The organism is Planomonospora sp. ID67723 (genome assembly GCF_015711605.1).
In the GTDB taxonomy this organism is placed as follows: Bacteria; Actinomycetota; Actinomycetes; order Streptosporangiales; family Streptosporangiaceae; genus Planomonospora_A.
In genome coordinates this window covers 1,047,513-1,074,208 of record NZ_JABTEZ010000001.1, presented here as the reverse complement: position 1 = coordinate 1,074,208, position 26,696 = coordinate 1,047,513, and the positions used below count along the sequence as shown (strand labels likewise).

The 26,696-nt window shown below is 70.0% G+C and carries 29 protein-coding genes and 2 tRNA genes; 16 read left to right on the top strand and 15 right to left on the bottom strand.

The window, feature by feature from the left end; all coding sequences use genetic code 11:
* Positions 1-300 precede the first annotated feature (300 nt).
* Complete coding sequence (locus tag HS041_RS05120; RefSeq protein ID WP_196439331.1) at positions 301-1,776, top strand: RICIN domain-containing protein; 1,476 nt, start codon at positions 301-303, stop codon at positions 1,774-1,776.
* Positions 1,777-2,005: 229 nt separating this feature from the next.
* Positions 2,006-2,863, top strand: coding sequence for a class I SAM-dependent methyltransferase (locus HS041_RS05115; protein WP_196439330.1), 858 nt, complete (start codon positions 2,006-2,008; stop codon positions 2,861-2,863).
* Between the two features lie 25 nt (positions 2,864-2,888).
* Here the strand turns inward: HS041_RS05115 and HS041_RS05110 are convergent, their stop codons facing one another.
* Positions 2,889-3,275 carry a RidA family protein gene (locus HS041_RS05110; RefSeq protein WP_196439329.1) on the bottom strand — a complete coding sequence of 129 codons (387 nt, stop codon included), beginning with the start codon at positions 3,273-3,275 and terminating at the stop codon, positions 2,889-2,891.
* 173 nt (positions 3,276-3,448) lie between these two features.
* Between HS041_RS05110 and HS041_RS05105 the strand changes: the two genes are divergently transcribed.
* Positions 3,449-3,943, top strand: coding sequence for a DUF6461 domain-containing protein (locus tag HS041_RS05105; RefSeq protein WP_196439328.1), 495 nt, complete (start codon positions 3,449-3,451; stop codon positions 3,941-3,943).
* A 245-nt stretch (positions 3,944-4,188) separates the two neighbouring features.
* On the top strand, positions 4,189-4,755 hold the full coding sequence (locus tag HS041_RS05100) for a GNAT family N-acetyltransferase (protein WP_230878430.1): 567 nt from the start codon (positions 4,189-4,191) through the stop codon (positions 4,753-4,755).
* A 137-nt stretch (positions 4,756-4,892) separates the two neighbouring features.
* On the opposite strand, the gene HS041_RS05095 is transcribed toward HS041_RS05100, so the two are convergent.
* Positions 4,893-5,396 (bottom strand): DinB family protein, encoded by a 504-nt coding sequence (locus HS041_RS05095; RefSeq protein ID WP_196439327.1) that lies wholly within the window; start codon positions 5,394-5,396, stop codon positions 4,893-4,895.
* Positions 5,397-5,719: 323 nt separating this feature from the next.
* Here HS041_RS05095 and HS041_RS05090 point away from each other — a divergent pair, with 323 nt between their 5' ends.
* The 3 genes from HS041_RS05090 to HS041_RS05080 all read left to right on the top strand — a co-directional run bounded on the left by HS041_RS05090 (position 5,720) and on the right by HS041_RS05080 (position 8,542).
* Complete coding sequence (locus tag HS041_RS05090; RefSeq protein WP_196439326.1) at positions 5,720-6,082, top strand: YciI family protein; 363 nt, start codon at positions 5,720-5,722, stop codon at positions 6,080-6,082.
* A 90-nt stretch (positions 6,083-6,172) separates the two neighbouring features.
* Complete coding sequence (locus HS041_RS05085; protein ID WP_196439325.1) at positions 6,173-7,435, top strand: RNA polymerase sigma factor; 1,263 nt, start codon at positions 6,173-6,175, stop codon at positions 7,433-7,435.
* A 579-nt stretch (positions 7,436-8,014) separates the two neighbouring features.
* Positions 8,015-8,542 carry a GNAT family N-acetyltransferase gene (locus HS041_RS05080; protein WP_196440782.1) on the top strand — a complete coding sequence of 176 codons (528 nt, stop codon included), beginning with the start codon at positions 8,015-8,017 and terminating at the stop codon, positions 8,540-8,542.
* A 490-nt stretch (positions 8,543-9,032) separates the two neighbouring features.
* Here HS041_RS05080 and HS041_RS05075 read toward each other — a convergent pair.
* A tRNA-Arg gene (locus HS041_RS05075) sits at positions 9,033-9,108 on the bottom strand.
* 115 nt (positions 9,109-9,223) lie between these two features.
* On the bottom strand, positions 9,224-9,796 hold the full coding sequence (locus HS041_RS05070; protein ID WP_196439324.1) for a hypothetical protein: 573 nt from the start codon (positions 9,794-9,796) through the stop codon (positions 9,224-9,226).
* A 122-nt stretch (positions 9,797-9,918) separates the two neighbouring features.
* On the opposite strand from HS041_RS05070, the gene HS041_RS05065 reads away from it, so the two are divergent.
* Complete coding sequence (locus HS041_RS05065; RefSeq protein WP_196439323.1) at positions 9,919-11,091, top strand: sensor histidine kinase; 1,173 nt, start codon at positions 9,919-9,921, stop codon at positions 11,089-11,091.
* A gap of 25 nt (positions 11,092-11,116) precedes the next feature.
* A complete protein-coding gene (locus HS041_RS05060; RefSeq protein WP_196439322.1) occupies positions 11,117-11,755 on the top strand; it encodes a response regulator in 639 nt (212 codons plus the stop codon).
* 93 nt (positions 11,756-11,848) lie between these two features.
* Here the strand turns inward: HS041_RS05060 and HS041_RS05055 are convergent, their stop codons facing one another.
* The 3 genes from HS041_RS05055 to HS041_RS05045 are packed head-to-tail and all read right to left on the bottom strand — an operon-like array spanning position 11,849 to position 14,236.
* Positions 11,849-12,307 carry a MaoC family dehydratase gene (locus HS041_RS05055; RefSeq protein WP_196439321.1) on the bottom strand — a complete coding sequence of 153 codons (459 nt, stop codon included), beginning with the start codon at positions 12,305-12,307 and terminating at the stop codon, positions 11,849-11,851.
* 10 nt (positions 12,308-12,317) lie between these two features.
* On the bottom strand, positions 12,318-13,760 hold the full coding sequence (locus HS041_RS05050) for a TolB-like translocation protein (protein ID WP_196439320.1): 1,443 nt from the start codon (positions 13,758-13,760) through the stop codon (positions 12,318-12,320).
* The gene (locus HS041_RS05045) at positions 13,757-14,236 is read right to left on the bottom strand and encodes a SigE family RNA polymerase sigma factor (RefSeq protein WP_307845175.1); all 480 of its coding nucleotides are present in this window, start codon (positions 14,234-14,236) and stop codon (positions 13,757-13,759) included. The genes HS041_RS05050 and HS041_RS05045 overlap by 4 nt, the downstream gene beginning before the upstream one ends.
* A 316-nt stretch (positions 14,237-14,552) precedes the next feature.
* Between HS041_RS05045 and HS041_RS05040 the strand changes: the two genes are divergently transcribed.
* The 4 genes from HS041_RS05040 to HS041_RS05025 all read left to right on the top strand — a co-directional run bounded on the left by HS041_RS05040 (position 14,553) and on the right by HS041_RS05025 (position 16,678).
* Complete coding sequence (locus tag HS041_RS05040) at positions 14,553-15,479, top strand: hypothetical protein (RefSeq protein ID WP_196439318.1); 927 nt, start codon at positions 14,553-14,555, stop codon at positions 15,477-15,479.
* Positions 15,480-15,507: 28 nt separating this feature from the next.
* Positions 15,508-15,606, top strand: a complete 99-nt coding sequence (locus HS041_RS05035) for a MarR family transcriptional regulator (RefSeq protein ID WP_196439317.1) — start codon at positions 15,508-15,510, stop codon at positions 15,604-15,606.
* A 154-nt stretch (positions 15,607-15,760) separates the two neighbouring features.
* Positions 15,761-16,177 (top strand): GNAT family N-acetyltransferase, encoded by a 417-nt coding sequence (locus HS041_RS05030; RefSeq protein ID WP_196439316.1) that lies wholly within the window; start codon positions 15,761-15,763, stop codon positions 16,175-16,177.
* A gap of 129 nt (positions 16,178-16,306) precedes the next feature.
* Positions 16,307-16,678, top strand: a complete 372-nt coding sequence (locus HS041_RS05025; RefSeq protein WP_196439315.1) for a RidA family protein — start codon at positions 16,307-16,309, stop codon at positions 16,676-16,678.
* Positions 16,679-16,813: 135 nt separating this feature from the next.
* Here the strand turns inward: HS041_RS05025 and HS041_RS05020 are convergent, their stop codons facing one another.
* Both HS041_RS05020 and HS041_RS05015 read right to left on the bottom strand, forming a co-directional pair.
* Positions 16,814-17,503, bottom strand: a complete 690-nt coding sequence (locus HS041_RS05020; RefSeq protein ID WP_196439314.1) for a hypothetical protein — start codon at positions 17,501-17,503, stop codon at positions 16,814-16,816.
* A 150-nt stretch (positions 17,504-17,653) separates the two neighbouring features.
* Positions 17,654-18,067 (bottom strand): SRPBCC family protein, encoded by a 414-nt coding sequence (locus HS041_RS05015; protein WP_196439313.1) that lies wholly within the window; start codon positions 18,065-18,067, stop codon positions 17,654-17,656.
* A 140-nt stretch (positions 18,068-18,207) separates the two neighbouring features.
* Here HS041_RS05015 and HS041_RS05010 point away from each other — a divergent pair, with 140 nt between their 5' ends.
* Both HS041_RS05010 and HS041_RS05005 read left to right on the top strand, forming a co-directional pair.
* Entirely contained in the window at positions 18,208-19,041 is an 834-nt protein-coding gene (locus tag HS041_RS05010; RefSeq protein WP_230878429.1) for an alpha/beta fold hydrolase, read from the top strand.
* Positions 19,042-19,045: 4 nt separating this feature from the next.
* Positions 19,046-19,615 (top strand): TetR/AcrR family transcriptional regulator, encoded by a 570-nt coding sequence (locus tag HS041_RS05005; protein WP_196439311.1) that lies wholly within the window; start codon positions 19,046-19,048, stop codon positions 19,613-19,615.
* Positions 19,616-19,718: 103 nt separating this feature from the next.
* On the opposite strand, the gene HS041_RS05000 is transcribed toward HS041_RS05005, so the two are convergent.
* The 5 genes from HS041_RS05000 to HS041_RS04980 form a co-directional block, all read right to left on the bottom strand.
* A complete protein-coding gene (locus tag HS041_RS05000) occupies positions 19,719-23,357 on the bottom strand; it encodes a response regulator (protein ID WP_196439310.1) in 3,639 nt (1,212 codons plus the stop codon).
* Between the two features lie 319 nt (positions 23,358-23,676).
* Positions 23,677-23,871: a hypothetical protein gene (locus tag HS041_RS04995; protein WP_374058842.1), complete on the bottom strand. Its 195-nt coding sequence runs from the start codon at positions 23,869-23,871 to the stop codon at positions 23,677-23,679.
* 194 nt (positions 23,872-24,065) lie between these two features.
* Complete coding sequence (locus tag HS041_RS38080; RefSeq protein WP_374058825.1) at positions 24,066-24,341, bottom strand: helix-turn-helix domain-containing protein; 276 nt, start codon at positions 24,339-24,341, stop codon at positions 24,066-24,068.
* A gap of 149 nt (positions 24,342-24,490) precedes the next feature.
* A tRNA-Ser gene (locus HS041_RS04985) sits at positions 24,491-24,579 on the bottom strand.
* 276 nt (positions 24,580-24,855) lie between these two features.
* Positions 24,856-25,416 carry a YceI family protein gene (locus tag HS041_RS04980; protein WP_196439309.1) on the bottom strand — a complete coding sequence of 187 codons (561 nt, stop codon included), beginning with the start codon at positions 25,414-25,416 and terminating at the stop codon, positions 24,856-24,858.
* 101 nt (positions 25,417-25,517) lie between these two features.
* Here HS041_RS04980 and HS041_RS04975 point away from each other — a divergent pair, with 101 nt between their 5' ends.
* A complete protein-coding gene (locus HS041_RS04975) occupies positions 25,518-25,997 on the top strand; it encodes a MarR family winged helix-turn-helix transcriptional regulator (protein WP_307845174.1) in 480 nt (159 codons plus the stop codon).
* 125 nt (positions 25,998-26,122) lie between these two features.
* Here the strand turns inward: HS041_RS04975 and HS041_RS04970 are convergent, their stop codons facing one another.
* Positions 26,123-26,662, bottom strand: coding sequence for a SigE family RNA polymerase sigma factor (locus tag HS041_RS04970; RefSeq protein WP_196439308.1), 540 nt, complete (start codon positions 26,660-26,662; stop codon positions 26,123-26,125).
* Positions 26,663-26,696: the final 34 nt, after the last annotated feature.

Sequence of the window (26,696 nt, the reverse complement as noted above, 5' to 3'; positions counted from 1 at the left end):
GATCCCGGAGGGCCTGCGAGCCGTTGCGCAGCCGGGAGACGGCGCCGTCGAGGCCGGCCCCGTCGTCACGCCCTCGGCCCGTCGAGGCTCCCGCCGGATGCCGGATGAAAGAAGAACCCCTGCTTTCAGGCGTTGCGGCAGCACCTCCGCCGCGAGCCGGCCACCCTTTTGACATATTCGCTCCACCGGTCCTACGGTGCGGAGATCTCGGACGGCGTCCCGCCGATGGCGGGCCGGCTCCGACCACCGCCGCCGGCCGGGACAGTCCCGTTCGCATAAGGCGCGCCCGAAGGAGCGCAGATGCCCAGCCCCTCCATGGTCCGGCGACGACCGGCACGGCACGTCGCCGCGAGCGCGGCCCTGCTGATCGCCGTGCCCCTCGCGTCGATCGCCTTGGCCCCGCCCGCCCAGGCGGCGGTTCCGGCCGCAGGGTCGGCCTATCAGATCAGCGTCGTCAAGAGCGGCAAGTGCCTCGACGTGGTGAACGGCTCCAAGACCGCCGGCGCGCTCCTCCAGCAGTGGGAGTGCGCCTCCGGCGCGACCTGGCAGCGGTTCACTCTCAGGTCCGCGGGATCCGGTTCTTTCAACATTGTTAACGCTAACAGCGGCATGTGCGTCGACGTCCCCGGAGCCTCCGCCGCCTCGGGCACACGGCTCCAGCAATGGGGATGCGGCAGCGGCCAGACCAACCAGCAGTGGCGATTCACGGCCTCCGGCTCCGGCACGTACCAGATCGTCAACGTCGCCAGCGGCCTGTGCATGAGCGACCGGGGCGCCTCCACCGCCTCCGGAGCGGCCGTCATCCAGGAGACCTGCACCGCCAACAGCAACAAGCGGTGGCTGTTCACCCCCGTCTCCGGCAGCGGACGCACCTGGTCCGACAAGGCCGACGGGTTCGCCTCCACCAGCGGCATGGGCGACGCGACCACGACCGGCGGCGCGGCCGGCCCGACGGTCACCGTCACCACGTACGCGGATCTGGTGAAGTACGCCACCGCGAGCACGCCCTACGTCATCAAGGTCAACGGCGCGATCACCGCCGAGCCGTACGGCACCGAGATCAGGGTCGCCTCCGACAAGACCATCGTCGGCGTGGGCACCAGGGGCCACATCGTGGGCGGAGGTTTCTTCCTCGGCGCCGGCGTGCACAACGTGATCATCCGGAACCTCACGATCCGCGACACCCGGATGGCCGACGACGACCCCGACGACAAGACCTACGACTACGACGGCATCCAGATGGACGGCGCCCACCACGTCTGGATCGACCACAACACCATCACCCGGATGAACGACGGGCTCATCGACAGCCGCAAGGACACCACCCACCTGACCGTGTCCTGGAACGTCCTGTCGGAGAACAACAAGGCCTTCGGCATCGGCTGGACCGAGAACGCCACCGCGCGCATGACGATCCACCACAACTGGATCCGCGACAACAACCAGCGCAATCCCAGCACCGACAACGTCGCCTACGCGCACCTGTACAACAACTACATGCAGAACCTGCGCTCGTACGGCAACTACGCGCGCGGCGCGACGAAGATGGTGATCGAGAACAGCTACTACGAGAACGTCAAGGACCCCTATCACAGGGACGACGCCGCCCAGCTCCGCCAGACGGGCAGCGTCGTCGTCGACTCGACCGGACAGCAGGAGACCGGCGGCTCGGCGTTCACGCCCGGCTCGTTCTACTCCTACGCGCTCGACCCGGCGGCGGACGTCCCCGCCCTGCTCCGCACCTACGCCGGCCCGCAGGCCGACATCGGCCTCTGACCCCGAACCCTCTCGCGGCCCGGGGTCGACCGGCCCGGCGGTCTTCCCGCACGCACCGGCCGGTGGCCTCACGGCGGGAATGCACATCCCGAGGAATGACAAGCCATCTCGTGGCGAATTATCCGCCCGCCCGTTATTAATAATTTATTTTCATTTGCTATGATGGAAGATGTAATTGAATTTCGCATTTAGTATGTCGTTCCTGACGCCAGGAAAGGAACGACGCTTCATGCACGGAAACCAGCCGAGCCAGACCGCGGTCATGGCGGCGGCCGCCCGCGCGGCCCACCTCGTGGTGGACCAGGGGCCCTTCATCCTCCACGACACCGTGGCCGCGCCCCTGCTCGGCGAGCGCGCCGAGGAGCTCATCGGCTACCACCGGCAGTACGGTGACCACCTCATCCTGTCGGGCACCCGCGCCCAGGTGACGTCGCGCAGCCGCTACACCGAACGCCGCCTGGCCGACCTGACTCGCCGCGGCCTGGAGCAGTACGTGGTGCTCGGCGCGGGACTCGACACTTTCGCCTACCGGTCCGAACCGGGCGGCCGCGTCAAGGTCTTCGAGGTGGACCACCCCGCCACGCAACAGTGGAAACGCGGCCTGCTCGCGGCGGCGGGCATCGCCCACCCGGACGGGCTGACCTTCGCGCCCGCGGACTTCGAAGCCGACGATCTGATGCTCAACCTGGCCGGCGCAGGATTCGACCCGTCCAGGCCGGCCCTGGTGAGCTGGCTCGGGGTGTCCATGTACCTCACGGAAGACGCGGTGGACGCCACGCTGGCCACCATCGGCCGCCTCGCCCCCGGCACGGAGCTGGTCATGGAGTACGCCCTGCCTCCCTCCCTGCGCGACGAGCGGGGCAGCGCCTTCGCGGACTTCGCCCTTCCCGCCGCCGCCGAACGCGGCGAGCCCTGGCTGACCTTCTTCACCCCCGGCGATCTGTCGACCGTACTGAAACAGCACGGTCTTGAGACGGCTGACCACGTACGGCAGGCCGACAGCGTCGACCCCGCGCTATGGCGCCGCTCCGACACCCTGCGCCCCGCCGACCTGTGCCGCCTGGCCCGCGCGACCGTGCCCGGCTGACCACCGCCCCGAGGCGCACGCCTCCTCAGCCCGCCGCCACCGCCTCGATCTCCACCAACCAGCCGCTGGCGAGCGTCTGTGCCACGATCGCCGTCGTGGGCACCCGCCGTCCGCCCAAGGCGGCCACCCTGGCCTTCGCATTCGCCTCAGCGTAGGAGGGGTCGCGCAGGTAACTCGTGAGCCTCACGATGTTGTCCACACTCATCTCCGCCTCTGCGAGGATCACCCGAAGATTCGCCCAGATGAGCCCGAGCTGTTCGTCGAGCGTCGTGCCGGGGACGCCGTCGGCATCCAGCCCCATCGTTCCCGCGACGAACAGGAACCGAGACGGATTCCGCACCTCGATCGCGTGCACGAAGTCATCCGTGGCGGCGTAGACACCCTCGGCCGGGTTGTGGACGATCATCTCCATGCTGCTCATCCTGTCCTCCAGGGAGCTCGCTTCAAGAGCCAATCCGACGCGATTGGCCCCGGCTCAAGACGAGATATCCGGCGTCCTCATCGGGGATATGGAATGGCACCCGATGAATGTCCCCGTACCCGGAGTGCGATGATCACAGCACCGTTCTCCGAGAAAGGCAGCAGATGAACGACTGGTTCGAGGGTGACGCCGTGTCCGTCACCTACGTCCGCGATCTCTCTGCGGAGGAGGTCATCCTCCGCGTGGGCGCCACGGTCACTCCCGAAGCCGAAGGGGAGGAAGGCGAGATCGCAGCCTTCGAGGTCGATGGCGGAGTCGTGCTGGTCGAGCCGAACGGCTTCGCCGGGACCCTGGACGAGGTGATCGCACGCCTGTCCAAGGACACCGTGATGGCCACGGTCTTCCACAACGTCAATCTGGATCAGCAGTTCGTGTACGCCGAGGACGGCGTGGTCGTCACCGCCTTCGAGCCCGACCAGCCCGGCAGCCGCTCCGGCGGGGACCCCGACCGCCTGCTGGAGCACATGCGCGAGCTGGACATGGAAACGGAGGGCGATCTGGCCAAGGCCACCGAACTCGCCCAGATCGTCACCGGCGTGGAACTGCCTGACGACGACGCCGGACCCACCCTGGTCGGAGTCATGCCGGAGTACTACTGACCGCCCTCGATGCGGCGATCCGACGGGAGGATGCGGGCCGCCTCGCCGTACGGGCGGTTGCCCGCCTTGTTCTGCGGAAACCCATGGGCCGCTTCCGGTGATCGGGAGTGGCCCATGCGCTGCTGCGCGACCGCGAGGCCCCGGACCCCCGGCCATCTGATCCGCAGGTCCCCGAACGACGTCCAGGACCGTTGGTCATGGGCCAAGGCTGGCGGCGGACACCGCGCACTACCCATGATCAAGCCATGGCGACAAGTGCGCGATTCGATCGGATGGAGACCGAGCGGCTCATCATGCGACGCTGGCAGGAGTCCGACCGGGTGCCGTTCGCCGAGCTGAACGCCGACCCCGAGACCATGCGGTTCTTCCCGAACACGCTGGACCGCGCGGCCAGCGACGCGATGATCGAGGTGATCGAGACGCGTTTCGACCGGCAAGGGTTCGGATTCTGGGCTCTGGAAGTGGCCGCGACCGGCACGTTCATCGGGTTCACCGGCCTCAACCCTCTGCCGGAGGGCGTGCCCGGCGCCGGCGGCATGGAGGTCGGCTGGCGGCTGGCCAGGCACGCCTGGCATCACGGATACGCCACCGAGGCGGCCCGGGCCGCGCTCCGCGTCGCCTTCGGCAGCGTGGGCCTGCCCGGGATCTGGTCCATGACCGCGGTCCTCAACGAACCGTCCCAGGCCGTCATGCGCCGGCTGGGGCTGACGGAGGCGAGCCGGTTCGACCACCCCCGGATCCCGCCGGGCGATCCGCTCCGGCCGCATGTGGCCTATCACGGCACCCGTCCGGCCGCGTCCGAACTTCCGTGATCACGACCCGAGGCCGGCAGGGCGCCCGCACCCTCATCAGGAACGAAGCCGCGGAGCCGGTGATCACCTCGGTCCCGTGCGGTGATCCACCACCCGCAGGTGAGGGGAGGGGCGCGTGATCACTGTGAGGGATGGGGCTATTCGCCGGTGACGCCGTCGATCCGCTCGCGCAGCAGGTCGGCGTGGCCGTTGTGCCGGGCGTACTCCTCGATCATGTGGACGAGGATCCAGCGGTGGGAGCAGTCCCGCCCATGGCGCTTCCGCTTTCCGGCGGCGTCCAGCGGCACGTCGGCCGAGATCTTGCGGGCATGCTCGACCTCGGTCCGCCAGGTGGCGAAAGCCTCGTCGGCGGAGGCGGTGTCCACGTCGTTGAATTCGGCGTCGGGATCGTCGGTCTTGTAAAGGAGAGGGACGTCCTCACCGTTCAGCACGCGGCGGAACCAGGCGCGCTCCACGTGTGCCATGTGGCGGACCAGGCCGAGCAGCGACAAGGTCGACGGTGGCACGGAGCGCTCGCGGAGCCGCTCTTCCGAGAGCCCCGCGCACTTGACCGCCAGGGTCTCTCGGTGCCAGTCGAGCCAGCTGTTCAGCATGGCGCGCTCGTCGCCGACGAAGGGAGGGGGGACTCGGTTGTCGGTCATGGCTCACGATCCTCCCATCCGCGGGGTACCGCCCGATCGCGGCTGCGCGCTGGGGTCGCCGTACCGGCTCCGACTCGCCTTCCACCGATTGGAGAACTCGATGGCGGCTCGACTCGACGGCGGCTCGAAGCGACCCCATCCCGAGACGCGACGTCAGGAGGCTCGTGCGCCTGGCCGCCGGAACACGCGCTGCCCGTGCCCGATCACGACCCGCCGACTTTTTACGGCGTACCGTGTCGATCCGGCGGGAGGCCGTTCGTGTAGAGGGTGAGAGGCCGGCGAACGCCGGCCGCGACGTCCGACTCATCAAGGAGGCCAGGAAGATGAAGCACTACCTGCTCAGCATCCAGCAGCCCGACGGCGGCTCGCCCGCGCCCGAGGTCCTGGAGCCGATCATGCGGGACGTGAAGGCCTTCAACGACGAACTGCGGGCCGCCGGCGCGTGGGTCTTCGCCGGAGGGCTGCACGACCCGGCCACGGCCACCGTGGTGCGGGTTCGCGACGAGGAGATGCTCCTCACCGACGGTCCGTACGCCGAGGGCAAGGAGCACGTCGGCGGCATGTCCATCATCGCGGCACCCGACCTGGACGCGGCGCTGGAGTGGGGACGCAAGCTCGCCCGGGCGACCACGCTCCCGGTGGAGGTGCGCCCGTTCCAGGGCGAGCCGGGTGACCACCTGGCGTAGAGGCCGCATGCCCACCCCTTGCGAGGCCGCCTTCCCGGACCGCCGGCGGTCGCACCCGCGACCGCCGGCGTCGTACCGGCGGGGGCCGCGATGACGCCCGCCGCGCCGGGCCCGTCCACCGCGGAGGTCGAACGTGTCTTCCGCGAGGAGTACGGCCGTGCCGTCGCCGTCCTGGTCCGCCGCTTCGGTGACATCGACACCGCCGAGGAGGCGGTCCAGGAGGCGTTCGCCGCGGCTCTGCGGCGCTGGCCGATCGAAGGGCCGCCGCCGAGCCCGGCCGGCTGGATCATCACCACGGCCGTCAACCGGGCCGTCGACCGCCACCGCCGGGAAGCCTCGCGCGACGACCGGCACGCCCAGGCCGCCCTGCTGCACACCCGCGACGAACCGGCCGAGGAGGGTCCCGTGCGCGACGAGCGGTTGCGCCTGCTGTTCACCTGCTGCCATCCCGCGCTGGCCCCCGCCGCCCGCGTCGCGCTGACGCTGCGGCTGCTGGGCGGGCTGACCACGGCGCAGATCGCGCGCGCGTTCCTGGTGCCCGAGCCGACGATGGCCCAGCGGCTGGTCCGAGCCAAGAACAAGATCCGCGATGCCCGGATCCCCTACCGCGTCCCGCGTGAGGCCGACCTGCCGGACCGCCTGCGCTCGGTGCTGGCCGTGATCTACCTGATCTTCACCGAGGGCCACACGGCCAGCTCGGGCGAGCGGCTGGGCCGCGAGGACCTGTGCGCCGAGGCGATCCGCCTGGCCCGCCTGCTGGCCGAGCTCATGCCCGACGAACCGGAGGTCCTGGGGCTGCTGGCGCTCCTGCTGCTCACCGAGTCCCGGCGGGCCGCCCGTACCGGCCCGGACGGCCGCCTGGTGCCGTTGGCCGACCAGGACCGCGCCCGCTGGGACCGCGGCCTGATCGCCGAGGGCCAGGCCCTGGTGCGCAGATGCCTGCGGCGCGGCCGGCCCGGGCCGTACCAGGTCCAGGCGGCGATCAACGCCGTGCACAGCGACGCCCCGGAGGCCGCCACCACCGACTGGCGGCAGATCCTGCAGCTCTACGATCTGCTCCTGGCCCTGGACCCGAGCCCGATCGTGGCGCTCAACCGCGCGGTCGCCGTCGCCGAGGCCGACGGGCCGCAGGCGGCGCTGCCGCTCGTCGACGCGCTGGCCCGGGATCGGTCCCTGAAGCCGACCATGGACCGCTACCACCTGTACCACGCCGTCCGCGCCGACCTGCTGCGCCGCCTGGGCCGCGACGCCGAGGCGGCGCAGGCCTACGAGGCGGCGGCGGCCCGCACGCAGAACGCGGCCGAGCGCGCCTTCCTTCAACGCCGCCGTCAGGAGCTCATCCCCGACCTGTAACTGCGGCATGTCTCCGCTCCGGGCGGTGCGTCGTTCAGCCGATGCTCCGCCGGGAGCGGACTGACGTCGTCGCCCTCGGTCAGTTCCGGGCGGGGTCGAACCACGCCGTCACATCTTCCAACGAAGACCATGGATCGGGGTCGCTTCAGGCGGCCGAATGAGACTGGATGGAACCGCCCCGGTCAAGGCGGGGAAGAGACCGGGTGAGCACCGAAAGCAAGAAGGCCCTGAACGGCGTATTGCCTGTTCAAGGGCCTTCTTCGGGTGGCGCGGCCGAGAGGACTCGAACCCCTGACCTTCTGATCCGCAGGTCCCCGAACGGCGTGCAGGACCGTTCAGACTCGTTCGCCGTGCTGCTCGCCGGGACTCCTGCCGTTCAGACCCGTACGGCCCAGTTCGTGATCGTCCGTTCGAGTGGCTCCCAAAGTGGCTCCCAGCAAACCCTCTAGATCGCCTGCTTGCCTCCCCCCGCCCTGTACATCCCTTCTTCAGGGAGGCGCATAATCGCTTTGCGCCCGTCACCCGGTCACGACTAGGGTCCGCAAGCACGCGGAATGACGACACCATCGGAGAAGACCACTGACGCACCGCATCAGACTCGCCACGCAGCAAGACGCCCCGGCCCTGGCCAGTGTCCAGAGGACATCATGGCAGGCGGCCTTCCGTGGACTTCTGTCGGACGAGTATCTGGATGGCCTCGACCATGAGGCACTGACGAAGACATGGGAAGGCGTGCTGACCAGCTTCGGGGGGTCACTGGCCGGCACCCTGATCGCCGAGCAGGCGGACCACGTTGTCGGATACTCGCGCTTCTACCCTACGGACGACGAGGACGACGACTCCACGCAGGTGGGCATGATCGGCTCGCTCTACACGTCCCCCGATGTCTGGGGCACTGGCGTGGGCAAAGGACTGATCACCGCCGTCCTCGACGCCATGACGGCGGCCGGATATGCCGAGGCAACCCTCTGGGTCCTGGAAGGCAACACCCGAGCCCGCGCTTTCTATGAGCGAAACGGCTGGCATCACGACGGCGCGGTCGTTGTTGATCGCAGCGACGTCCTGCCCATCACCAAGTTGCGTCACCGCAAGAACCTCAACCGCTGACCGACAGGTGCACAACGCACTGCCCCTGGAGCGCCTGCTCCTCATCGTGAGAGGAGGAGGCGTTTCCGCCGGTGTACTCTCCGGGTTCGACGAGCTTTCTCGCCGGGTGTGTCCGGTTAACGTGTAACTCGATCTTCATCGGTTATCGGGAAGTCGGGGTCAGACGGCCTTCGAAGGTGACGGCGAAGGCGTTCAGGGCGTGTACCGCTTCAAAATCCATCGCGTAGGGCTTGAGCTGGGAGTTCTCCGGAGTGGCCACGCGGCTCGGTGGTACTCGTTGATCGGCCCTGCGACGACTTTTGAAGCGGTACAAGGTCAGGACGAGGTGTCTGTGCGCCGGATCAGCGAAGTTCTGAGGTGAGAACTTCCGGCGCACATGCGGCGCGATCAACCGGAGTCAACGGACGACGGCCGCACACTGTCGGACACCGGCGACTGATCCAGGACACGGGAAAGCCCAGGTCACCGGCTGATGACCTGGGCTTCCGTGTGGCGCGGCCGAGAGGACTCGAACCCCTAACCTTCTGATCCGTAGTCAGATGCTCTATCCATTGAGCTACGGCCGCTTGCCTGCCGCCTGGCACTGACGTGATCGGCGACAGAGAGAACTCTACCAGACCCGGCACGGGTGCTTGAGCCAACGAGATGGCACCCGCCTCACGGCCGCCGCCGACAGGACGATCATGCGCGCGAGTTCTCGATGACCTTCTCCGGGGACTCCTCGGTGACCTTCTTGGGGAACAGCGTGTAGCTCACCGGCCAGATGGCGGCGATCAACGGGATCTTGCTCATGCCCGACATGAACTGGCTCAGCGCCTCCGTCCTGAACGGGTCGTCGACCATCCAGATCAGCCCGGACAGCAGGCCGCACGCGATGCCGTACGCCACGACGATCCTGATCCACAGGATCCACTCGTAGCGCGCCCTGGCCATGCCGCCCGCCGGCGGCTTCCGGGGCTCGGGGCCTCCGGCGAAGCGGTGGGCGAACCGCGCGTCGGCCCACGTGAGCGTACGGTGGCCGAAGACGATGGAGTAGGCGAGGTAGGCGGCGGCCAGGCCGTGGCGCCAGCCGCCCTCGGCGCCGCCGCGCATGTCGATCACGGCGGCGGCCAGGAGGATGACGTCGAGCAGCGGCACCGAGATCAGCAACGCCGTGCTGAGCCGCTTGCTCCCCCACAGGTAGCGGCAGGCCAGGCCGAGGCCGAGCAGGATCCAGAACCCGATCTCGCAGGCGATGATTATCCCCAGAATCATGATCTCATCATCACCGGGCACTGCCGGGAGTTCGTCGTCTGCGCTAATGAACCGTCATACATCCTTGTATGTACGACGAACCGGACCCAGGCTGGACGAGCACGCCGTACCGGGATGATGAGATGGACCGCATGAGACGGGACGACGTGCTGTGGGCGGTGGCCTGCTTCGCCGGCGGCCTCGTCCTGCTCGCCGCCGGCGGCTACATCCACCGGGCGACAGCCGGCTACTTCCTCGTCGGTCCGCTGCTGGTCACCTGCCTGGGGGTCGCGGTACGGCGGAGCAGGCCGCTGCTCTGCCTCCCGCTGGGGATCGCGGCGCTCCTCGGTGACCTCGCACTGGGCCCGTCCCTGGGCACGGTCCTGATCGTCACCGACAACCTCTACGCGGTGGTCCTGTACGGCCCGCGCCCGCTGGGCCGGTGGATGCTCGGCGTCACCTCGGGCATCGCCGTCGTCGGCGGCGTGGTGGCCGCTTTCATCTTCCGCGACTTCGCGGCCTTCGCCATCGTCCTGGTCCAGATGGGCCTGGTCGGCATCACGCCCGTCATCACCGCGCTGTTCATGAGGCAGCTCCGGGAGCAGGCGGAGGCGGAGCGGGCCAGGGCCGAGCAGGTGGCGCGCCTGGCGGAGCTGGACCGCAGGACGGCGGTCCAGGCCGAGCGGACCAGGATGGCCCGGGAACTGCACGACATGATCGCCAATCACTTCAGCGCGATCGCCATCCAGTCCACGGCCGTGCTCTCTCGCAAGGACCTGGACGCAGAGGTCGTGAGGAAGGTGCTGGAGTCCGTCCGGGAGAACAGCGTCCAGGGGATGGCGGAGATGCGTTCCATGATCGGGCTGCTCCGGCAGGAGGACGAGGAGGTCGATGCGACCGAGGCGATCCGCCTGCGGCTGGCCGAGGCGGACCAGCTGGTGGAGCGGGCACGCGAGACGGGCCTGGCCGTACGGCTGCGCGTGGACGGCCGGGCCGGGGAACTGCCCGCCTCCGTGGACCTCGCCGGCTACCGGATCCTCCAGGAGGCGCTGACCAACGCGCTCAAGCACGGCGGCGGGACGGCCGCGGTGGAGATCGGCTACCGGGCCGCCGAGGTCGTGCTGACCGTGGACAACCCGGCCGGCGGGGCCCCGCGCGGGCTCCCCGGCGCGGGGGCGGGACTCATCGGCATGCGGGAGCGCGCCGCGCTCGTCGGCGGCCTCGTCGAGGCCGGGCCGCGGGACGGCGGCTGGCAGGTGCGTGCCGTACTCCCGACCACCGTCGTGCTCCCCGCCGCCGCTCCCCGCACCGGCTGAGCACCGTGAACATCCAGGAGGTTCCATGTCCATCCGCGTCCTGGTCGCCGACGACCACGCGGCGGTCCGTGCCGGGATCGTCCTCATCCTGGGCGGTCACGACGACATCGAGGTCGTCGGTGAGGCCGCGGACGGGGAGCAGGCCGTCGCGATGGCGGCGCGCGAGCGGCCCGACGTGGTGCTGATGGACGTCCGGATGCCGAAACTGGACGGGATCTCGGCCACGCGCGAGCTGAGCGGGATCGCCGACGTGCTGATCCTGACCACCTTCGACCTCGACGAGTACGTCTTCGGGGCGCTGCGCGCGGGGGCGGCCGGGTTCCTGCTCAAGAACACCGACGCCGACGCGCTGGTGGAGGCCGTCCGGGTGGTGGCCCGGGGCGACGGCCTCATCTCTCCTTCGGTCACCCGGCGGCTCATCTCGGCGTTCGGCGCGACCGTGCCGCAGCGGCGGCCGCCGGAGGTCGGGAGTCTGACGCCGCGCGAGCGCGAGGTGCTGGACTGCATCGGCCGGGGCCTGTCGAACGCGGAGATCGCCCGCGAGCTGGACATGGCGGAGGCGACGACGAAGACCCACGTCAGCCGGGTGTTGAACAAGCTGGGCCTGCGCAGCCGCGTGCAGGCCGCGATCCTCGCCCAGGAGCTCTCCCGTGAATCCGGGTGACGCGCGGAGGACAGCGTCCCGGCCCGGAGGACGTGCGGCGGGGCCGCCGGGCCTGCCCTGACGGGCTCACCCGGCGGCCCCGCCGGATGAGCGTCAGGTGGCGGGGACGTAGAGGGAGAGCGTGTCCGCGACGCAGGCGGGCTTCTCCTGGCCCTCGACCTCGACGGTCATCCGCATCTTCGACAGGTAACCCGCCGGCGTGCCCTTCAGGTCCACCAGCTCCGCCCCGGCCCGGACCCGCGCGCCGACCGGGACCGGCGCGGGGAAGCGGACCTTGTCGAGCCCGTAGTTGATGCCCATGGCCAGGCCGTCCACCCGCAGCAGCTCCATCATGAACGACGGCAGCAGCGACAGGCTCAGGTAGCCGTGGGCGATGGTGCCGCCGAACGGGCCCTTGGCCGCGGCCTCGACGTCGACGTGGATCCACTGGTGGTCGCCGGTGGCGTCGGCGAACAGGTTGACCTGCTCCTGGGTCACGGTCCGCCACTCGGTGCGGCCGAGGTGCTCGCCGACGGCGGCCTTGAGCTCCTGGACGTTCGCGAAAATCCTCATGTCCGGAACTTTATTCCGTTCTGGGGACCGCGAGAAGGTTCACGACCGTGAGTTCCTTCCCGCCGCCCTCGAACATCGTCTCGCAGTGCTTGATCTTGCCGGTGGGAGCGGGCATGTCCGAGGGCCCGGAGAGCTCCTCGGCCTCGACCATCCTGCATCTCTCCACGTTCCTCAGGCCCTCGTCCCAGTAGACGACCGCGGAAGGCGAGGAGGAGGTGCCGCGCCCGTAGGCTCCCCCGCCCTTCCCGTCGGACTGCCCGACCCCGGCCAGGGCCCCGGTCGCCGGGTCGTACAGCGCGGCCACGGGAACGGAGTGGTCCTCGATCTCCTCTCCCCTCTCGTCCGTGCCCACCACGCCGGAGACGCTGAACACCCCGAAGTCCCGGGCGAGCGTGAAGTCGCCGCCCGCGGTATGCAGGCCGGGCAGGATCCTGCGCTGCGAGCCGTCCACCCGCTCCGCGACGACTCTGTTCTCCTCGCTCTCCCCTGCTCCGAAGCACCACTCCAGACCGCAGCGGAACCCCTTCATCCCGTCCGGGGCGCGCACCTCGGCGACCTGCATCGTCTCCAGGTTGACCAGCTTGCCCTGGTTCTTCGCCCAGTCCCGCTCGCCGACGTCGACGGCCCACGGCCACGACAACAGGTGCAGCCCGTCGGTCCCCTCGATCCGCTCCGGAGTCCCGCCGCCCAGCGGCATGCGGTAGACCCCGCCGCTCCGCACCGACCAGACGACGGAGTCCGCGGTGGTGCCGACCGTCTCCACCTCGGCCTGATCCCCGGTCACCTCGCCGACCTGCCGGGCCGTACCGCCCGCCCGTGGCACGACCCAGAAGTCGGCCCACCTGTCGCCGTTGTTGGGCGTCTCGCCCCACCACGCGATGTACTCGGCCCCCACGTCCACGCTCTGCGCGAAGTACTCCTTCATCCCTTCCGGGCCGGGCGTCTCTGCGAGCACGGTACGGCTCCCGCGCGCGGTGTCGTAGACCTCCAGCCGGCCCGCCTTCTCGAACGACGACTCGGCGGAGAGCAGCAGCTCCGTGGCGCTCAGCGCGGTGATCGGGCGGTACTTCCAGCCGTCCGGCGCCTTCGCCGGGATCTTCGACACCGCCGCCGGCCAGACCTCGGCGGCCGGGCGGATCTGGGGGGCCTTCACCGGCGGGCGTTTCGTCTTCTGCGAAGAGGGGGTCGGCGTCCGCATCGCCGCCGTCGCCGTGGTGTCGGCGGCGATCGGGCCTTCCCCGCCCCTGTGGAGGAAGACCCCTCTCGCCACCGCCGTGCCGCCGCCGACCACCGCGATCACCGCGGCGACCGCGAGGACCGACTGCACCCGCCGCCGCGTCCGCCTGGTCCTGCGCGTCTCGATCACACCGAGCAGGTTCCCGCTCGGCTCGGGTGCCGCGTCCGCCGCCTTCGACAGCGTGCGGACGAGCTCCTCCTCGTTCCTGTCGTTCATCGAACACGCCCCGTTTCAAGATCGGCTACCCGTACCCTGAGCTTGTCCAGCGCCCTGGCCGCCTGGCTGCGCACCGTGCCCCGCGAGATGCCGAGCAGCTCGGCGATCTCCTGGTCCGGCAGTCCCTCGTAGTAGCGCAGGACCAGGACCGCCCTCTGCTTCGGCGGCAGGCCCTTCAGCTCGTTCCACAACCCGGTGTCGCCGTCGAAGCCGTCCTCGGTGTAAGGCTTCTCCGGCACCTCCGCGACCAGCCGCTCCCGGCGCAGCCGCCGCCAGGTGCTGATGTGCAGCCGGGCCATGGTCGTGCGGACGTACCCCTCGGGGTCGTCTCGCCTGCGCACCCTGGCCCATGAGTCCCCCAGGCGCATCAGTGCCTCCTGTGCCAGGTCTGCCGCGTCCTCGGCGTTGCCGGTGAGGACATAGCCGTACCGGTACAACGCACTTCCCCGTGCGGCAACGAACTCTGCGAACTCCACGAAGACAGGGACGTACGAGGGCCGTGTTCTGTTGCATGGCATCCGGAGGCGGCGTGGACGGAGGCTGCCGGGGTTGGTCGGGCTGCCGCATCGGACCTGCGGCGGTCCGTCACCGTACGGCCGCGCCTTTTCCCGCAGGCCTGCCCGGCCGCCACCGGGCTCGACCGGAAATCTCGCCGGCTGTTTTCGGAAACCATGAACTGCGGGAACCGATAAGGCCGCAGGGCGGTTGTACCGGTAACGAGACCGTCCTGATGCCGAGAGCGCTTATCCTCAAGGAACGCTCCAGATACTGACAAAGGGAACGGTTACGTCCATGTGGCCTCCATCATCTTCCCAGGACCCTCACGGCCAGCAGCCCCCCGGTGGGCCTGGACAGCCTCCCGCAGGTCCCTGGCAGCAGCCCAACCAGCCGCAGCAGCCTCCGTACGGCCAGCAACTGCCGCCCTTCCAGCAGTCGCAGCCGCAGCCGACCATCCCGTACCGCCCCCAGGACCAGCCCTTCAACCAGGGCCAGCAGCCGTACAACCCGCACGGCCAGCAACAGGGTCCGGGCGGTCCCTGGTATCCCCCGGCCGGGCCGCCCAAGCGCAAGCCCGTCTGGCCCTGGGTCGTCGGCGTGGTCGCCGCGGTCGTCGTCGCGCTGGTGGTGGTCGCCCTCATCGTGATCCCCGGTGACTCCAAGAAGCCCGTCGCGGGATCGACCCCGGCCCCGGACTCGACGACCTCGGCTCCGGCGGATCCCAGCGGGGAGCCCACGACGGCCCAGACCGAGCAGCCCACGGCCCCCGCGGTCCAGGACGGCCGGACCGTCACCTCCACCGACGGCAAGAGCCAGCTCACCATCCCCAATGACTGGGAGACGCTCTCCCTGCTGGCCGAGGCCGACGTCCAGGTGGGCAACCAGGTCAAAGAGCAGTACCTGATGGTCATCACGGAGGATCAGGCGAGCTTCGACCTCGACCTGGCCGGCTACGCCAAGCTGGTCATCGACCAGATGCAGACGAAGCTGACCAACACCTCCGCCGGCGAGCCTCAGCAGCTGACCGTCAACGGGGCTCCCGCGATCCAGTACGAGCTCCACGGCACCGCCCAGGGCGTCCGGATCACCTACTGGGTGACCCTCGTGGAGGGTGCGAAGGACTTCCACCAGGTCCTCACCTGGACGCTGGAGACCCGCGGGGAGGAGCACGGCCCGCTGCTGCGCGACGTCACCGCGACCTTCAAGGACCTGGGCGCGTAACACCCTTGATCCGTGGTTCTTTGAGCGGTTGACCGATACCCGGGTGCTGCGCGGCCTGGAGAAGCAGGGCCTGGTGGTCCGCCGTCCCGACGAGGCGGACGGCCGGGCCCGGCGGATCCGGGGCTGAAGGGTCGCACCGTCATCGTGACGGGCGGCCCCGGACTCCGCCGCCCCGGCGGCCGGGGCACTGGAGCGGACCGGCCAGGTCGACGTCCTGGTCAACAACGCCGTCCGCTGGGGCGGCCTTTGCCTCCTCCCGGGAGCACCGCGAGGATGAGGAGATGATCCGTTACACCGACGCCGTCGACGCCATCCGCGCCGAGCAGTTGCAGGGCTTCTTCGTCGGCTGGCCCCGGGCCGCCTCCCCCGAGCAGCACCTGGCGGTGCTGCGCGGCAGCCACCGCGCGGTCGTGGCGGTCGACGACGGCACGGACCGCGTCGTCGGCTTCGTCAACATGATCAGCGACGGGGTGCTGACCGCCTACATCCCCTGGCTGGAAGTGCTTCCCGACTACCAGGACCGGGGGATCGGCTCCGAGCTGATGCGCCGGATCCTCGACGGAGCCGAGCACCTCTATTCGGTCGACCTGCTCTGCGAGGCCTCGCTCCAGCCCTACTACGAGCGTTTCGGCATGCTCCCGGTCCCCGGCATGAGCCGCCTCGACCGCTCCGTCCTCCGCGGCCGGCCGGGGGCCTGACCCCCTTTCACCGGGATTCCCCAGCGGGCCCACCGGGCGATCGGATCCGTGTCCCGAGGCCGTGGAGGGGCACACCTTCCGGGACCCTCCCGGTTGACGCCGGACGGCGACGCCCTGACCATTGCCTGCATGATCAATCCTGGCCGGGTGGTGCCCGGCGGCGGCGGATACGTCCATTCGTACGAGATCACGACCCCCGCTCGCCTCGTGCACGTTAGCGGGCAGATCCCGGTGGCCCCGGACGGCACCCTCCCCGAGGGGTTCGAGGCGCAGTGCCGACAGGTGTGGACGAATGTGGCCTCGGCCCTGGCCCATCACGGCATGGAGCTGTCCGACCTGGTGAAGGTGACCACCTTCCTGTCGGACAGGGCCCACCGTGAGGCCAACTCCGCCATCCGGCGCGAGGTCCTCGGGGACCACGCGCCCGCGCTCACGGTCGTCATCACCGGCATCTACGACGACGCCTGGCTGCTGGAGATCGAGGCCATCGCCGCACGGTAGCCGTCGGCGTGCACACGGGCCCTCCTCGCGGGGAACCCTCCCCGCCGACCGCAGGATGACCGGGCGGCGGGAGGAGACTTCCGGCGGGCGCGCCTTGCCCGGCGCGCCCGCCGGCCGTCGTCTCGCGGTGCGGTTCTACGGCCTGCTGACGGACTCGCAGCCCACCGGGGCGTCGGCCGCGTCGACGGTCGCGGTGTCGGTTCCGGCGCCGCTGCTCCCGATGAGCGTGTCGGTGCGGACGGTGCCTCTCACGATCTCCACGTCACCGGTGACGTCGTCGCGGTCGACGGCCCGGCCGCTGGAGACCCTGCCGTCGGGCTGCGCGGCGTCGGCCTTGGTGACGACCACTCCGGTGCCGCTGGAGCCGTAGTCGACCGTGTCGCGCCCGATGCCGCCCCGGTAGGTGAGAACGGTCCCGCGGTCGCTCCGCCCGGCGAGGAAGGAGTCGTTCCCGGAACCGCCGTTGACGGTTCCGCCGATCTCCACCAGGGACGAGAAGCGGTCGTCGCCCGCTCCGAGGTCGGCGGAGATCCTGGTGACGCCGGTGCCGCAGTCGACCTCGTTGGCCGAGACGTGGGTGCAGCCGCCGCCCTGCACGGCCTGGATCCCCGAGCCGAACACGTGGATCCGCCCGCTGACCGTCTGCACGGTGATGTTGTCGTCGAGGGCCGCGGTCCCGGCCGCGACGGTCATCGTCCCCCCGGACCGGACGATCTGGAGCTCGCCGACGGCGGCGTTGCCCGCGGTCGGAGCCGCGGCCAGGATGCCGGCGAGCATGCCGCCGAGCAGGGACAGGCGAAGGGCGCCGTACGTGATGGTGTTCATTGTTCTTCCCCCTGTGGAGTTCGGCGGGCGCACTCGAGGCTCGCTCGCGTCCGACTCCATGGCTGGACAGAACATTGTTCTCTTCCGTGGATAAGTGCATACAGGAAGCCCTGATCGCGGCGGAAAAGTACACACTGGGCCCGCAGCGCTTCAGCCGCGCGCCGCGGCCTCGATCGCCTGCTTCATCTCCGCCGCGCCCCGTTCGACGCGAATGCGGATCTCGGCGGCGAGCGCGTGCGGCAAGACGTCGGTGGTCCAGATCAGCCGGCCCGCCCGGTCACCCTCAGGACGAACCTCGAATGCGGCATGGTGGTGCTCGATCGGCGGCCGCGCGCCCTCCACGACGGAGTAGGCCAGGCGGCGGGCGTCGTCGTCGATCGCGACGATCAGCTCGCGGACCACATGCCCGTCGGGGAAGGTCAGGAACCGCTGGTCGCCTTCGAGCCGGGTGCCGGTGACGCGGCCGGGCAGCAGGCGTTCGTGCACGGCGCCGACGTCGCGCAGCACGTCCCAGATGTGCTCGGGGGACGCGTCGATCACGATCTCGTGGCGGATGGAGGCCATGGCGCCGAGGCTCCTCTCAGGGCGGGACAAGTCATGATCAACCTAACCGGGGCCCGAGTCGCGATCGACCCGGAGCCGGGGCGCCCTCACCCGAGAAGCCTCCGTCTTACATACATTCAGAATGCATGTATGTTGGAGCCATGAAAACCGTGACCCTGCCCCAGGGAACCATCGCCTACCGAGAGGAGGGCACCGGAGCACCCGTCGTGTTCGTGCACGGACTGCTCACCAACGCCGCGCTCTGGCGGCACGAGGTGCCGCAGCTGGCCGCCGCGGGGCTGCGCTGCATCGTGCCGACCTGGCCGCTGGGTGCGCACGACCTGCCGATGCGCCCCGACGCCGACCTCGACCCGCCGGGCGTCGCCACTCTCATCAGCGCCTTCCTGGACGCACTCGATCTCCACGACGTGACGCTCGTGGCCAACGACACCGGCGGCGCGTTCGTCCAGGTCCTCATGGCCCGCATGCCCGAGCGCGTCGGCCGGGTCGTGCTCGTCTCCTGCGACACCCTGGAGGTGTTCTTCCCGCAGCCGTTCAAGCTCCTCGCCGACCTGGCACGGCTGCCCGGCACGACCTGGCTCATCGCCCAGGCCACCCGGCTGCGCGTGCTGCACCGGCTGCCGCTCGTCTTCGGCCTCGTCGCCAAACGGCCTCTCCCGGACGCGATCGCCGACTCCTACCTGACACCGATGCGGCGCAGCCGTGCGATCCGCCGGGATCTGGGCAAGGTCCTGCGCGGCGCCCACCGCCGCCACACCCTGGCCGCGTTCGAGAGGTTCGAGGACTTCGACCGGCCCGTCCTGCTCATCTGGGCGCAGGAGGAACGCCTGTTCCCCCTGTCCTTGGCCCACCGGCTGGCCGGGCGGCTCCCCGACGCTCGGCTGGAGCTGGTCACCGACTCCTACACCTTCGTCCCCGAGGACCGGCCCGGCGTGGTGGCCGGCCTCGTCAGGAAGTTCGCGCTGCCAGACTGACCGCGTGAGACGCACTCAGGAGGAACGCACCAGGGCGACCCGGGCCGCCCTGCTCGCCGCCGCCCGGTCCCTGTTCGCCGAGAAGGGGTACGCGGCGGTGCCCGCCGAGGAGATCGTCGCCGCGGCCGGGGTGACGCGCGGCGCCCTCCAGCACCAGTTCGGCGATAAACGCGCCCTCTTCCAGGCCGTCTTCGAGGAGTTGGAGGCCGAGCTGACCGCCCGGATCGCGGCGGTCACGGCACCCGGCACCTGGCCGGCCCTGGAAGAGGGTGTCGTGGTCTTTCTCGACGCCTGCGAACTGCCCGGCGTCCGGCGCATCGCCCTGCTGGACGCCCCCGCCGTACTCGGCTGGGAGACCTGGCGGCAGATCGAGTCCCGGCACGGTCTCGGCCTGATCGAGGCCGCCCTCGCCCAGGCCGTGGCCGAGGGCCTGATCCGCCCCCAGCCCGCCGACATCCTGGCCCGCCTCCTGCTGGGCGCCGCCATCGAGACCGCTCTCCTCATCGGCGCCGGCCGTTCCCGTCCCGAAGCCGAACAGGCCCTCCTCACCCTCATCCGCGGCCTGCGCACCTGACCGGCCGCCCCGCTGCGCGGGTCCAGCCCGGCTCGCCGGCACCCCGGAGGGTGAGCGCCGTGGGCCATGAGCGACATCTCACACTCGCCGTGGAAGAGGCGGTCTAACCCGACTGCCCGGCCACCAGAGCGGTGCGCAGCGCGCGGATGGTGGCGTCGGCCTGGTGGGCCACGGCACCGGCCAGGGCTGCGGCATTGCCCGCATCACCGGCGCTGGCGGCCTTTTCCAGGGCAGCGCAGGTGGCCGACAGCCGCCGTCCGGCGAAGGAGCCGCTGCTGCCGCGCAGTTTGTGCGCGAGCCGGGCCACCTCCTGCAGATCGCCGGAGCCGGCGGCGGTGACGATGTCGGCGGCGGCGGCGGCCGTGTTGCTCAGATAGGACGGCAGGATGCGTTCGATGAAGGCGGGCCCCAGTTCCCTCAGTTCGGCGAGTACGCCCGGATGGAGCAGGTCCTCGGAGTCGCCGGGCCGCCCCGCCGCGGTTCCCGGGGCGGGCGGCTCGGCACCGCCGGACCGCTCGGCCACGGCGGCGGGCCGCAACGTTTCCGGGCGCGCCGGACCGGTGCCACCGTTCCGGTCGGGCAGGGCGGTACGCAGGAAGGCGTCCAGTTGCTGCCTCCGCAACGGCTTGGACAGGAACGCGTCCATGCCGGCGTCCCGGCAGCGCTGCTCGTCCGAGGCCAGGGCGGAGGCGGTCAGGGCGATGATCGGAATGCTGTTCAGCGGTGCGGGCAGCCTCCGGATCCGCTCGGTCGCCTGGAAGCCGTCCAGCCGGGGCATCTGGCAGTCCATGAGAACGGCGTCGTAGTGATCGGTTTCCAGCATGAGCAACGCCTCCTCCCCGTCGCCGGCGATGTCGGCGTCGTAGCCGAGACTGGCGAGCATTTCGGCGGCGACCTGCTGGTTGACCTCGTTGTCCTCGGCCACCAGGATCCGCATGCCGTTCATGGCGCGGTCGCCGAGCGGCGACGGGGACGAACCCGCCTCCGGAGCGAGGGCCCCGTTCGAAGCCGCCGGCGCGGTGGTGGGCGCCTTGCCGAGCAGTTGGAGCAGGCCGGCGCGCAACTGGGCCGCGCGCACCGGCTTGGTCAGGTACGCCTCGATGCCGCACTCACGGGCGGCCTGCGCCTCGCCGACCTGGTTGGTGGAGGTCAGCATGGCCAGCCGGATGTCACCGAAGCCCGGACTGGCCGTGATGGCCTGGGCCAGTTGCAGCCCGTCGAGGTCGGGCATGTGCATGTCCAGCAGGGCGACGGTGAACGGATCACCGGCCTCGGCGGCCTGACGCAGCATCGTCAGGGCGGTGCGGGCGTCCGGTGCGGTGTGCGCCCGCATGCCCCATGTGGTGAGCAGGTCCTGCACCACCGTGCGGTTGGTGCGGTTGTCGTCGACGACCAGCACTCGCCTGCCGGCCAGGTCGGTGGTGGAGGGAGACGCGGGCAGCGGCGCGGTGGCATCCGGCAGGGGCAGGGTGAAGTGGAAACGGCTGCCCACACCCTCACGGCTGATCAGCCCGATCGTGCCGCCCATCAGCTCCACCAGCTGGCGGCTGATGGTCAGGCCGAGTCCGGTGCCGCCGTAGTGGCGGGTGGTGGAGGCGTCGGCTTGCGTGAAGGCGTCGAACAGGCTGGCCTGCCGGTCGGCGGGGATGCCGATGCCGGTGTCGACGACGGCGAAGTGCACCTGCCGGATCATGGAATGACCTTCGGGGGCACCGACGGCGACCTCGACGATGACCTCGCCGCGCTCGGTGAACTTGATGGCGTTGGAGACCATGTTGGTCAGTACCTGCCGGATGCGGTGAACGTCGCCGCGCAAGGCCGGCGGGATGGCCGGATGCACCACCGCGGTGATCTCCAGCCTCTTGGCCTGCGCAGGAGCCGCCATCAGGCTCACCACGTCCTCCACCAGCGCGCGCACGTCGAAGTCGACGGGGTCGATTTCGAGCTTCCCGGCTTCGATCTTGGAGAAGTCGAGGATGTCGTTGATGACGTTGAGCAGTGCGTCGGCGGAGTTCTGCACCGTCGTCAGGTAGTCGCGCTGGCGGACGTCGAGCTCGGTGTCCAGCAGCAGCGTGGTCAGGCCGATGACGCCGTTCATCGGGGTGCGGATCTCGTGGCTCATGTTGGCCACGAACTCCGATTTCATCCGTGAGGCCGTCAGGGCCTCGTCGCGGGCCACGGCGAGTTCGACCTCGTGGTGTTTACGCTCGGTGATGTCGCGGACGAACGCGCTGAAGGTCACCTCGTCACCGGCCGAGGACGTCCATACGGTCATCTCCGCCGGGAAGAGGGTGCCGTCGCGGCGGCTGGCCTCCACCTCTATCCGCCGGCCGAGCAGGTGCGGTCCGTCGCCGGCCTGCAGGCGCGCGAAGGTGCGCCGGTGCGCCTCCCGCTGCTCGTCCGGGACCGTCAGGTCGATCAGCGGCTTCCCCAGTGCCTCGTGGACGGGCCAGCCGAAGATCGCCTCCGCCTGGGAGTTCCATCGGATGACCCGGCCGGCGCCGTCGACCGCGATGAACGCGTCACTGGCCGCCTCCAGGATGGAGCTGACCTGATCTTCCCTGTGGGCGAGGATCGCTTCGGCGATGTGCCGGCGCCGTTCGGCGCAGGCCACCAGCACCAGCCCGGCCAGCAGTACCTGAGCCAGGGACAGGGTCACGGCGAGTATCCGGCCGGTGAACTGGTCAGCCTCGGCGTAGGCCTCATCGGTCGGCACTTCGGTGACCACCGCCCAGCCCAAGCTGGGAACGGGCCGGTAGGCCGTCATCAGGCCGATTCCGTTCTCCACCGCCTGGTCGCTGCCGCCGGCACCGGCCAGCGCGGCCCTGACGTGCTCGTCCTCAGTGCCCGACACCAGCGTGGATCCGCCGCTGCCGGTGCCCGCCAGCAGGATGCCGCGCTGGTCGGTCAGCTTCAGCCGCATCTGCTGGAGGCGGGCGAACCGGTCGACGAAAGCCGACAGGGCCTGCACCTGATAGCCGCCGACCAGAACCCCGACGGTGCGGCCTCCATTCTTGACCGGCACGGCGACCGCCACCACGTGGGGGTTGCCCGGCATGGCCGCGGCGAACGCCTCCGACACATGCGGCCGTCCACTCTGCAGTACGCCCCGGACGTAGTCGTGGGTGGTGAAGTTCCAACCGATGATCGCGGGCTGGGAGGGGCTGACGGCCAGCATCGCGCCGGAGGCGTCCAGCGCCCACGTGCCGGCGAACGCCGCATTGCGTGAGCGCAGCTCGGCCAGGTGCCGCTCCACTTCGGCGGAAGAGCCGGATCTCATCGCCTCCACCAGCAACCGCCGATCGGCGTAGGAGGTGATCAGATCCTGCAGTCCCTCCATGCGGTCGTTGACATGGGCGACGCTGACATCGGCACCGGAAGCCAGGCGCCGGGCGACCTCGCTGCTCACCGTGCTGGTGTTCTCACGCACCGACAAGTACGCCAGCCCGGCCAGCGGCAGCAACGCCAGCACCACGACTCCGGCACTCAGGCGCAGGAGCGAACGCCGCAGCGCCACCCGGGTGGGAGCGCACGTGAGCGGCCCCCGGAACGTGACCACGATCCAGGTCAGCGCGAGTACGGCCACCGCGACCGAGGCGGCGGCGACCAGCACCAGGTCATCGGAGGAGGCCTGGACTGCCCGCACCGCCGGCAGCACCAGCAGCGGCAGCGCCGTACACGCCAGCCAGATCGGCAGGAGACGCCCCGCCGGTGGGATCGGTTTCTGTCCATGACTCTTCATCGCGGTCTTCAACTCGACCGGAGGGCACCGGTACTGAAGAAAGTCACCATGACGCAACCAACATGAACCCTGCGCGGTATTCCGGGAACGCTCGATCGACGACCGATGCCCGGATCCATCGGCTGTTCGCGCCGGACGGGCAGCCGCGCATCGACCGGCGGATCCTCGCGGCCGAGGCGGAGGAGCCGGACGGCACGATCCGGGAGCTCTTCCGCCATCGGTCGCCGTTCCTGCTGTCGCCCGCGGGACGTGGGCGGAGCCGCCTCGGCGGCGCGCGGATGCGCGACGGTCCGCTCACGGTGGCCGCCCGCTCCTTCCGTCAGGGCCGAGGCTCTCCGCGGCGCAAGTAGGCGTCGAGGCCGTCGAGGCGACGTTCCCAGAGCCGCTGGTAGAACCTGATCCAGGACATGACGTCCTCCAACCGCTCGGTTCCCAGGCGGCATTGCCGCGATCGGCCGACCTTTTCCGTGGCGACCAGGCCGGCGTCCTCCAGGACGTGCACATGCTTCTTCATGCCTGTGAGCGACATGCCGAACGGTTCGGCCAACTCGCCGATCGAGGCGGGTCCCCGGCCGAGCCGGATAAGGATCTGCCGTCGCGTCGCGTCGCATCGGCGAGGGCGGCGAACGTACGATCAAGAACCTCTTGCTGAACCATATGGTTCACTGCAGTTCACTGAACCAGATGGTGCAATAAACGGCTCGGCTCCTACTGTCCCGATCGGTCCGGGGTCCGTCCGGCCAGCCACGCTTGGCGTGCGGAGGTCGTTCCCGCCGAGACTCGCCGCCGTCGCGGGCCCGGACCGGCGGCGCGGGCCAGATCCTCCAGGTGGGTGCGTTCGGCGTCGTCGAGCCGCAGCACGCGGGCCGGGGTGTCCGGCACCTGGCCGGAGACACCGGACAGGTCGCCGCGTTCCAGCCGGGAGTAGTACTCCACGCTCACTCCGGCCAGCTGGGTGACCTCGCCGCGGCGCAGGCCGGGCACCCGCCGGGTGCCGTCATCCGGCTGTCGGCGACCTGTGTCTGCGGCTCGGACCTGTGGCCCTGCGGGAAAATCGTGAGCCGCTGCAACTACGAGGACCTCGGAGATCGAAAAAGGCCCCCTCCCGGATTCGGGAGAGGGCCTCTGTCCTGCGGAGGCTCGGGGATTTGAACCCCGGATGGTGTTGCCACCAAACCGCATTAGCAGTGCGGCGCCATAGACCTGACTAGGCGAAGCCTCCTGGTAGCCATGTGGCTCAGCACAGAGTACCGGCCAGCGGGCGAGGCGGCAAAGTGATTGCCGGGCGCGTCGCCCAGGGGTTCGGTGGCCGAGTTATCCACTCCTGTGGATAACTTCGTCCACATCTGTGGACAGAGCTGAAGACTGCCTGTTGAAACCGGTGAAGAGCCTGTGGATTCCCGCTGTGCGAGACGTCAGGTCTCAACCTGCGGACATGCCGACGCCTCCACCCCGGGGGAGAGCGTTTCGGGGCGGGGGCGCCGGCGGATCACGGCGGTCAGGCGCGGTTGGCCTCGCCCTCGATCTCGATCTTGACCTTCTTGCCGACGAGGACGCCGCCGGCCTCCAGCGCCTGGTTCCAGGTCAGCCCGAACTCCTCGCGGTCGATCTCGGTCGTGATGGAGAAGCCCCAGACCTCCTGGCCCCAGGGGTTGGTGCCGGCACCGCCGTACTCGACGGTGAGCTCGACCTGCTTGGTGACGTCGCGGATGGTGAGGTCACCGAGGAGGGTGAACTCGTCACCGGAGTGGCCGACGACGCGGGTGCTGCGGAAGGTCAGCTCGGGGAACTTGTCGACGGCGAGGAAGTCGTCGCTGCGGAGGTGGCCGTCACGGTCGGCGACGCCGGTGGTGATGCTCTCCGTCTTGATCGTGAGTTCGGCGGAGGACTCCAGCGGGTTCTCGGCGATCGTGACTGTGCCGGAGAAATCAGCGAAGTTGCCGCGAACCTTGCTCACCATCATGTGCTTGACGACGAAGCCGATCCGGGTGTGGGCCACGTCGAGGCTGAAGGTGCCGGGGGCGGGGATCTGGAGGTTCTCCCAGGCGCGGACGGTCATGGATGCTCCCGTATAGAAGTTTGCCGCGAGGATGTTTGCTTGAGCATATTTCTACCTGAGGAATATTCCTCACGTCAACTACCATCGAATACAGTGGAAGAGTGCTCCCCTTTGACGACTCCCGGCTGACGGCCATGGGCCTGCTCGCGGAGGTCTCCAGCGGCCTTTCGGCGAAGACCCTGCCCACCCTCGCCACGGCAGGACTCTCGGAGGTCGACTTCGAGACCCTGCTCCGACTGGCGCGCTCACCTGGACAGCGACTTCGCATGAGTGACCTGGCCGCGCAGACCAACCTCTCCACCAGCGGGGTGACCCGCGTCGTGGACCGGCTGGAACGGGAAGGTCTCGTCGTACGGCAGGCGTGCGCCACCGACCGCCGGGCCTCCTACGCCGCGATCACCGAGGCGGGCACCGACCGGCTCGCCGCCGTGCTCCCCCAGCACCTGGCGGACATCGAGACCTGGTTCACCAGCCTGCTCGCCCCCGAACAGCTCTCGGCGTTCCTCGACGCGCTCAGGATCATCCGCGACGCCGTACGGCCGTGCGCCACGGCCGGCTCACACCCCGTTCCCGTCGAGTGATCCCGGCCCGCCGAGCGGTTCCGCCCGCCGCGTGGCGCCGGGTCGCACCGGGCCGGCCCGCAGCCCGTGGCCTGCGGTTCACGGACCTGTGACCCTCAGATCCGGGGCTCTCAGACCCGGGGCTCTCAGGACTGCGGTTCGAGGTGCCGCTGCTCCGGGAGGGCGAGGGCGCCACGGAGCTTGGCCATGCCCCGCGAGACCGTGCTCTTGACCGTGCCGACGCTGATGCCCAGCACCTTGGCGATCTCGGGCTCGGTCATGTCCTCGTAGTACCGCAGCACGATCGCGGCCCGCATCCTGGCGGGCAGGCGCTCCAGAGCCCGCTCCACCTGCTCGGGCAGCTCCCCGCGGCGTTCGGGCAGACCGCCGTGCGCCCCCGCCGGGACCGGCTCGGGGATCTCCTCCGACGGATACTCCTCCAGCTTGCGCCGGCGCCACCAGGAGATGTTGATGTTGACCATCGTCCGGCGCACGTAGCCGTCCAGGGCCGCGCGGTCCTCGATCCGCTCCCAGGCGAGATAGGTCTTGACCAGCGCCGCCTGGAGCAGATCCTCCGCGTCGTCGGGGTTGCCGGTGACCTGGCGGGCGGCGCGCAACAGCGCCGGTCCGCGAGCAACGACGTACTCGTGGAACTCGTCGTGGGTCCAGCCGCTCACCGCGATCACCAGCCTGTGGCCAAGGGGTGTCTCGTCGTCAGAA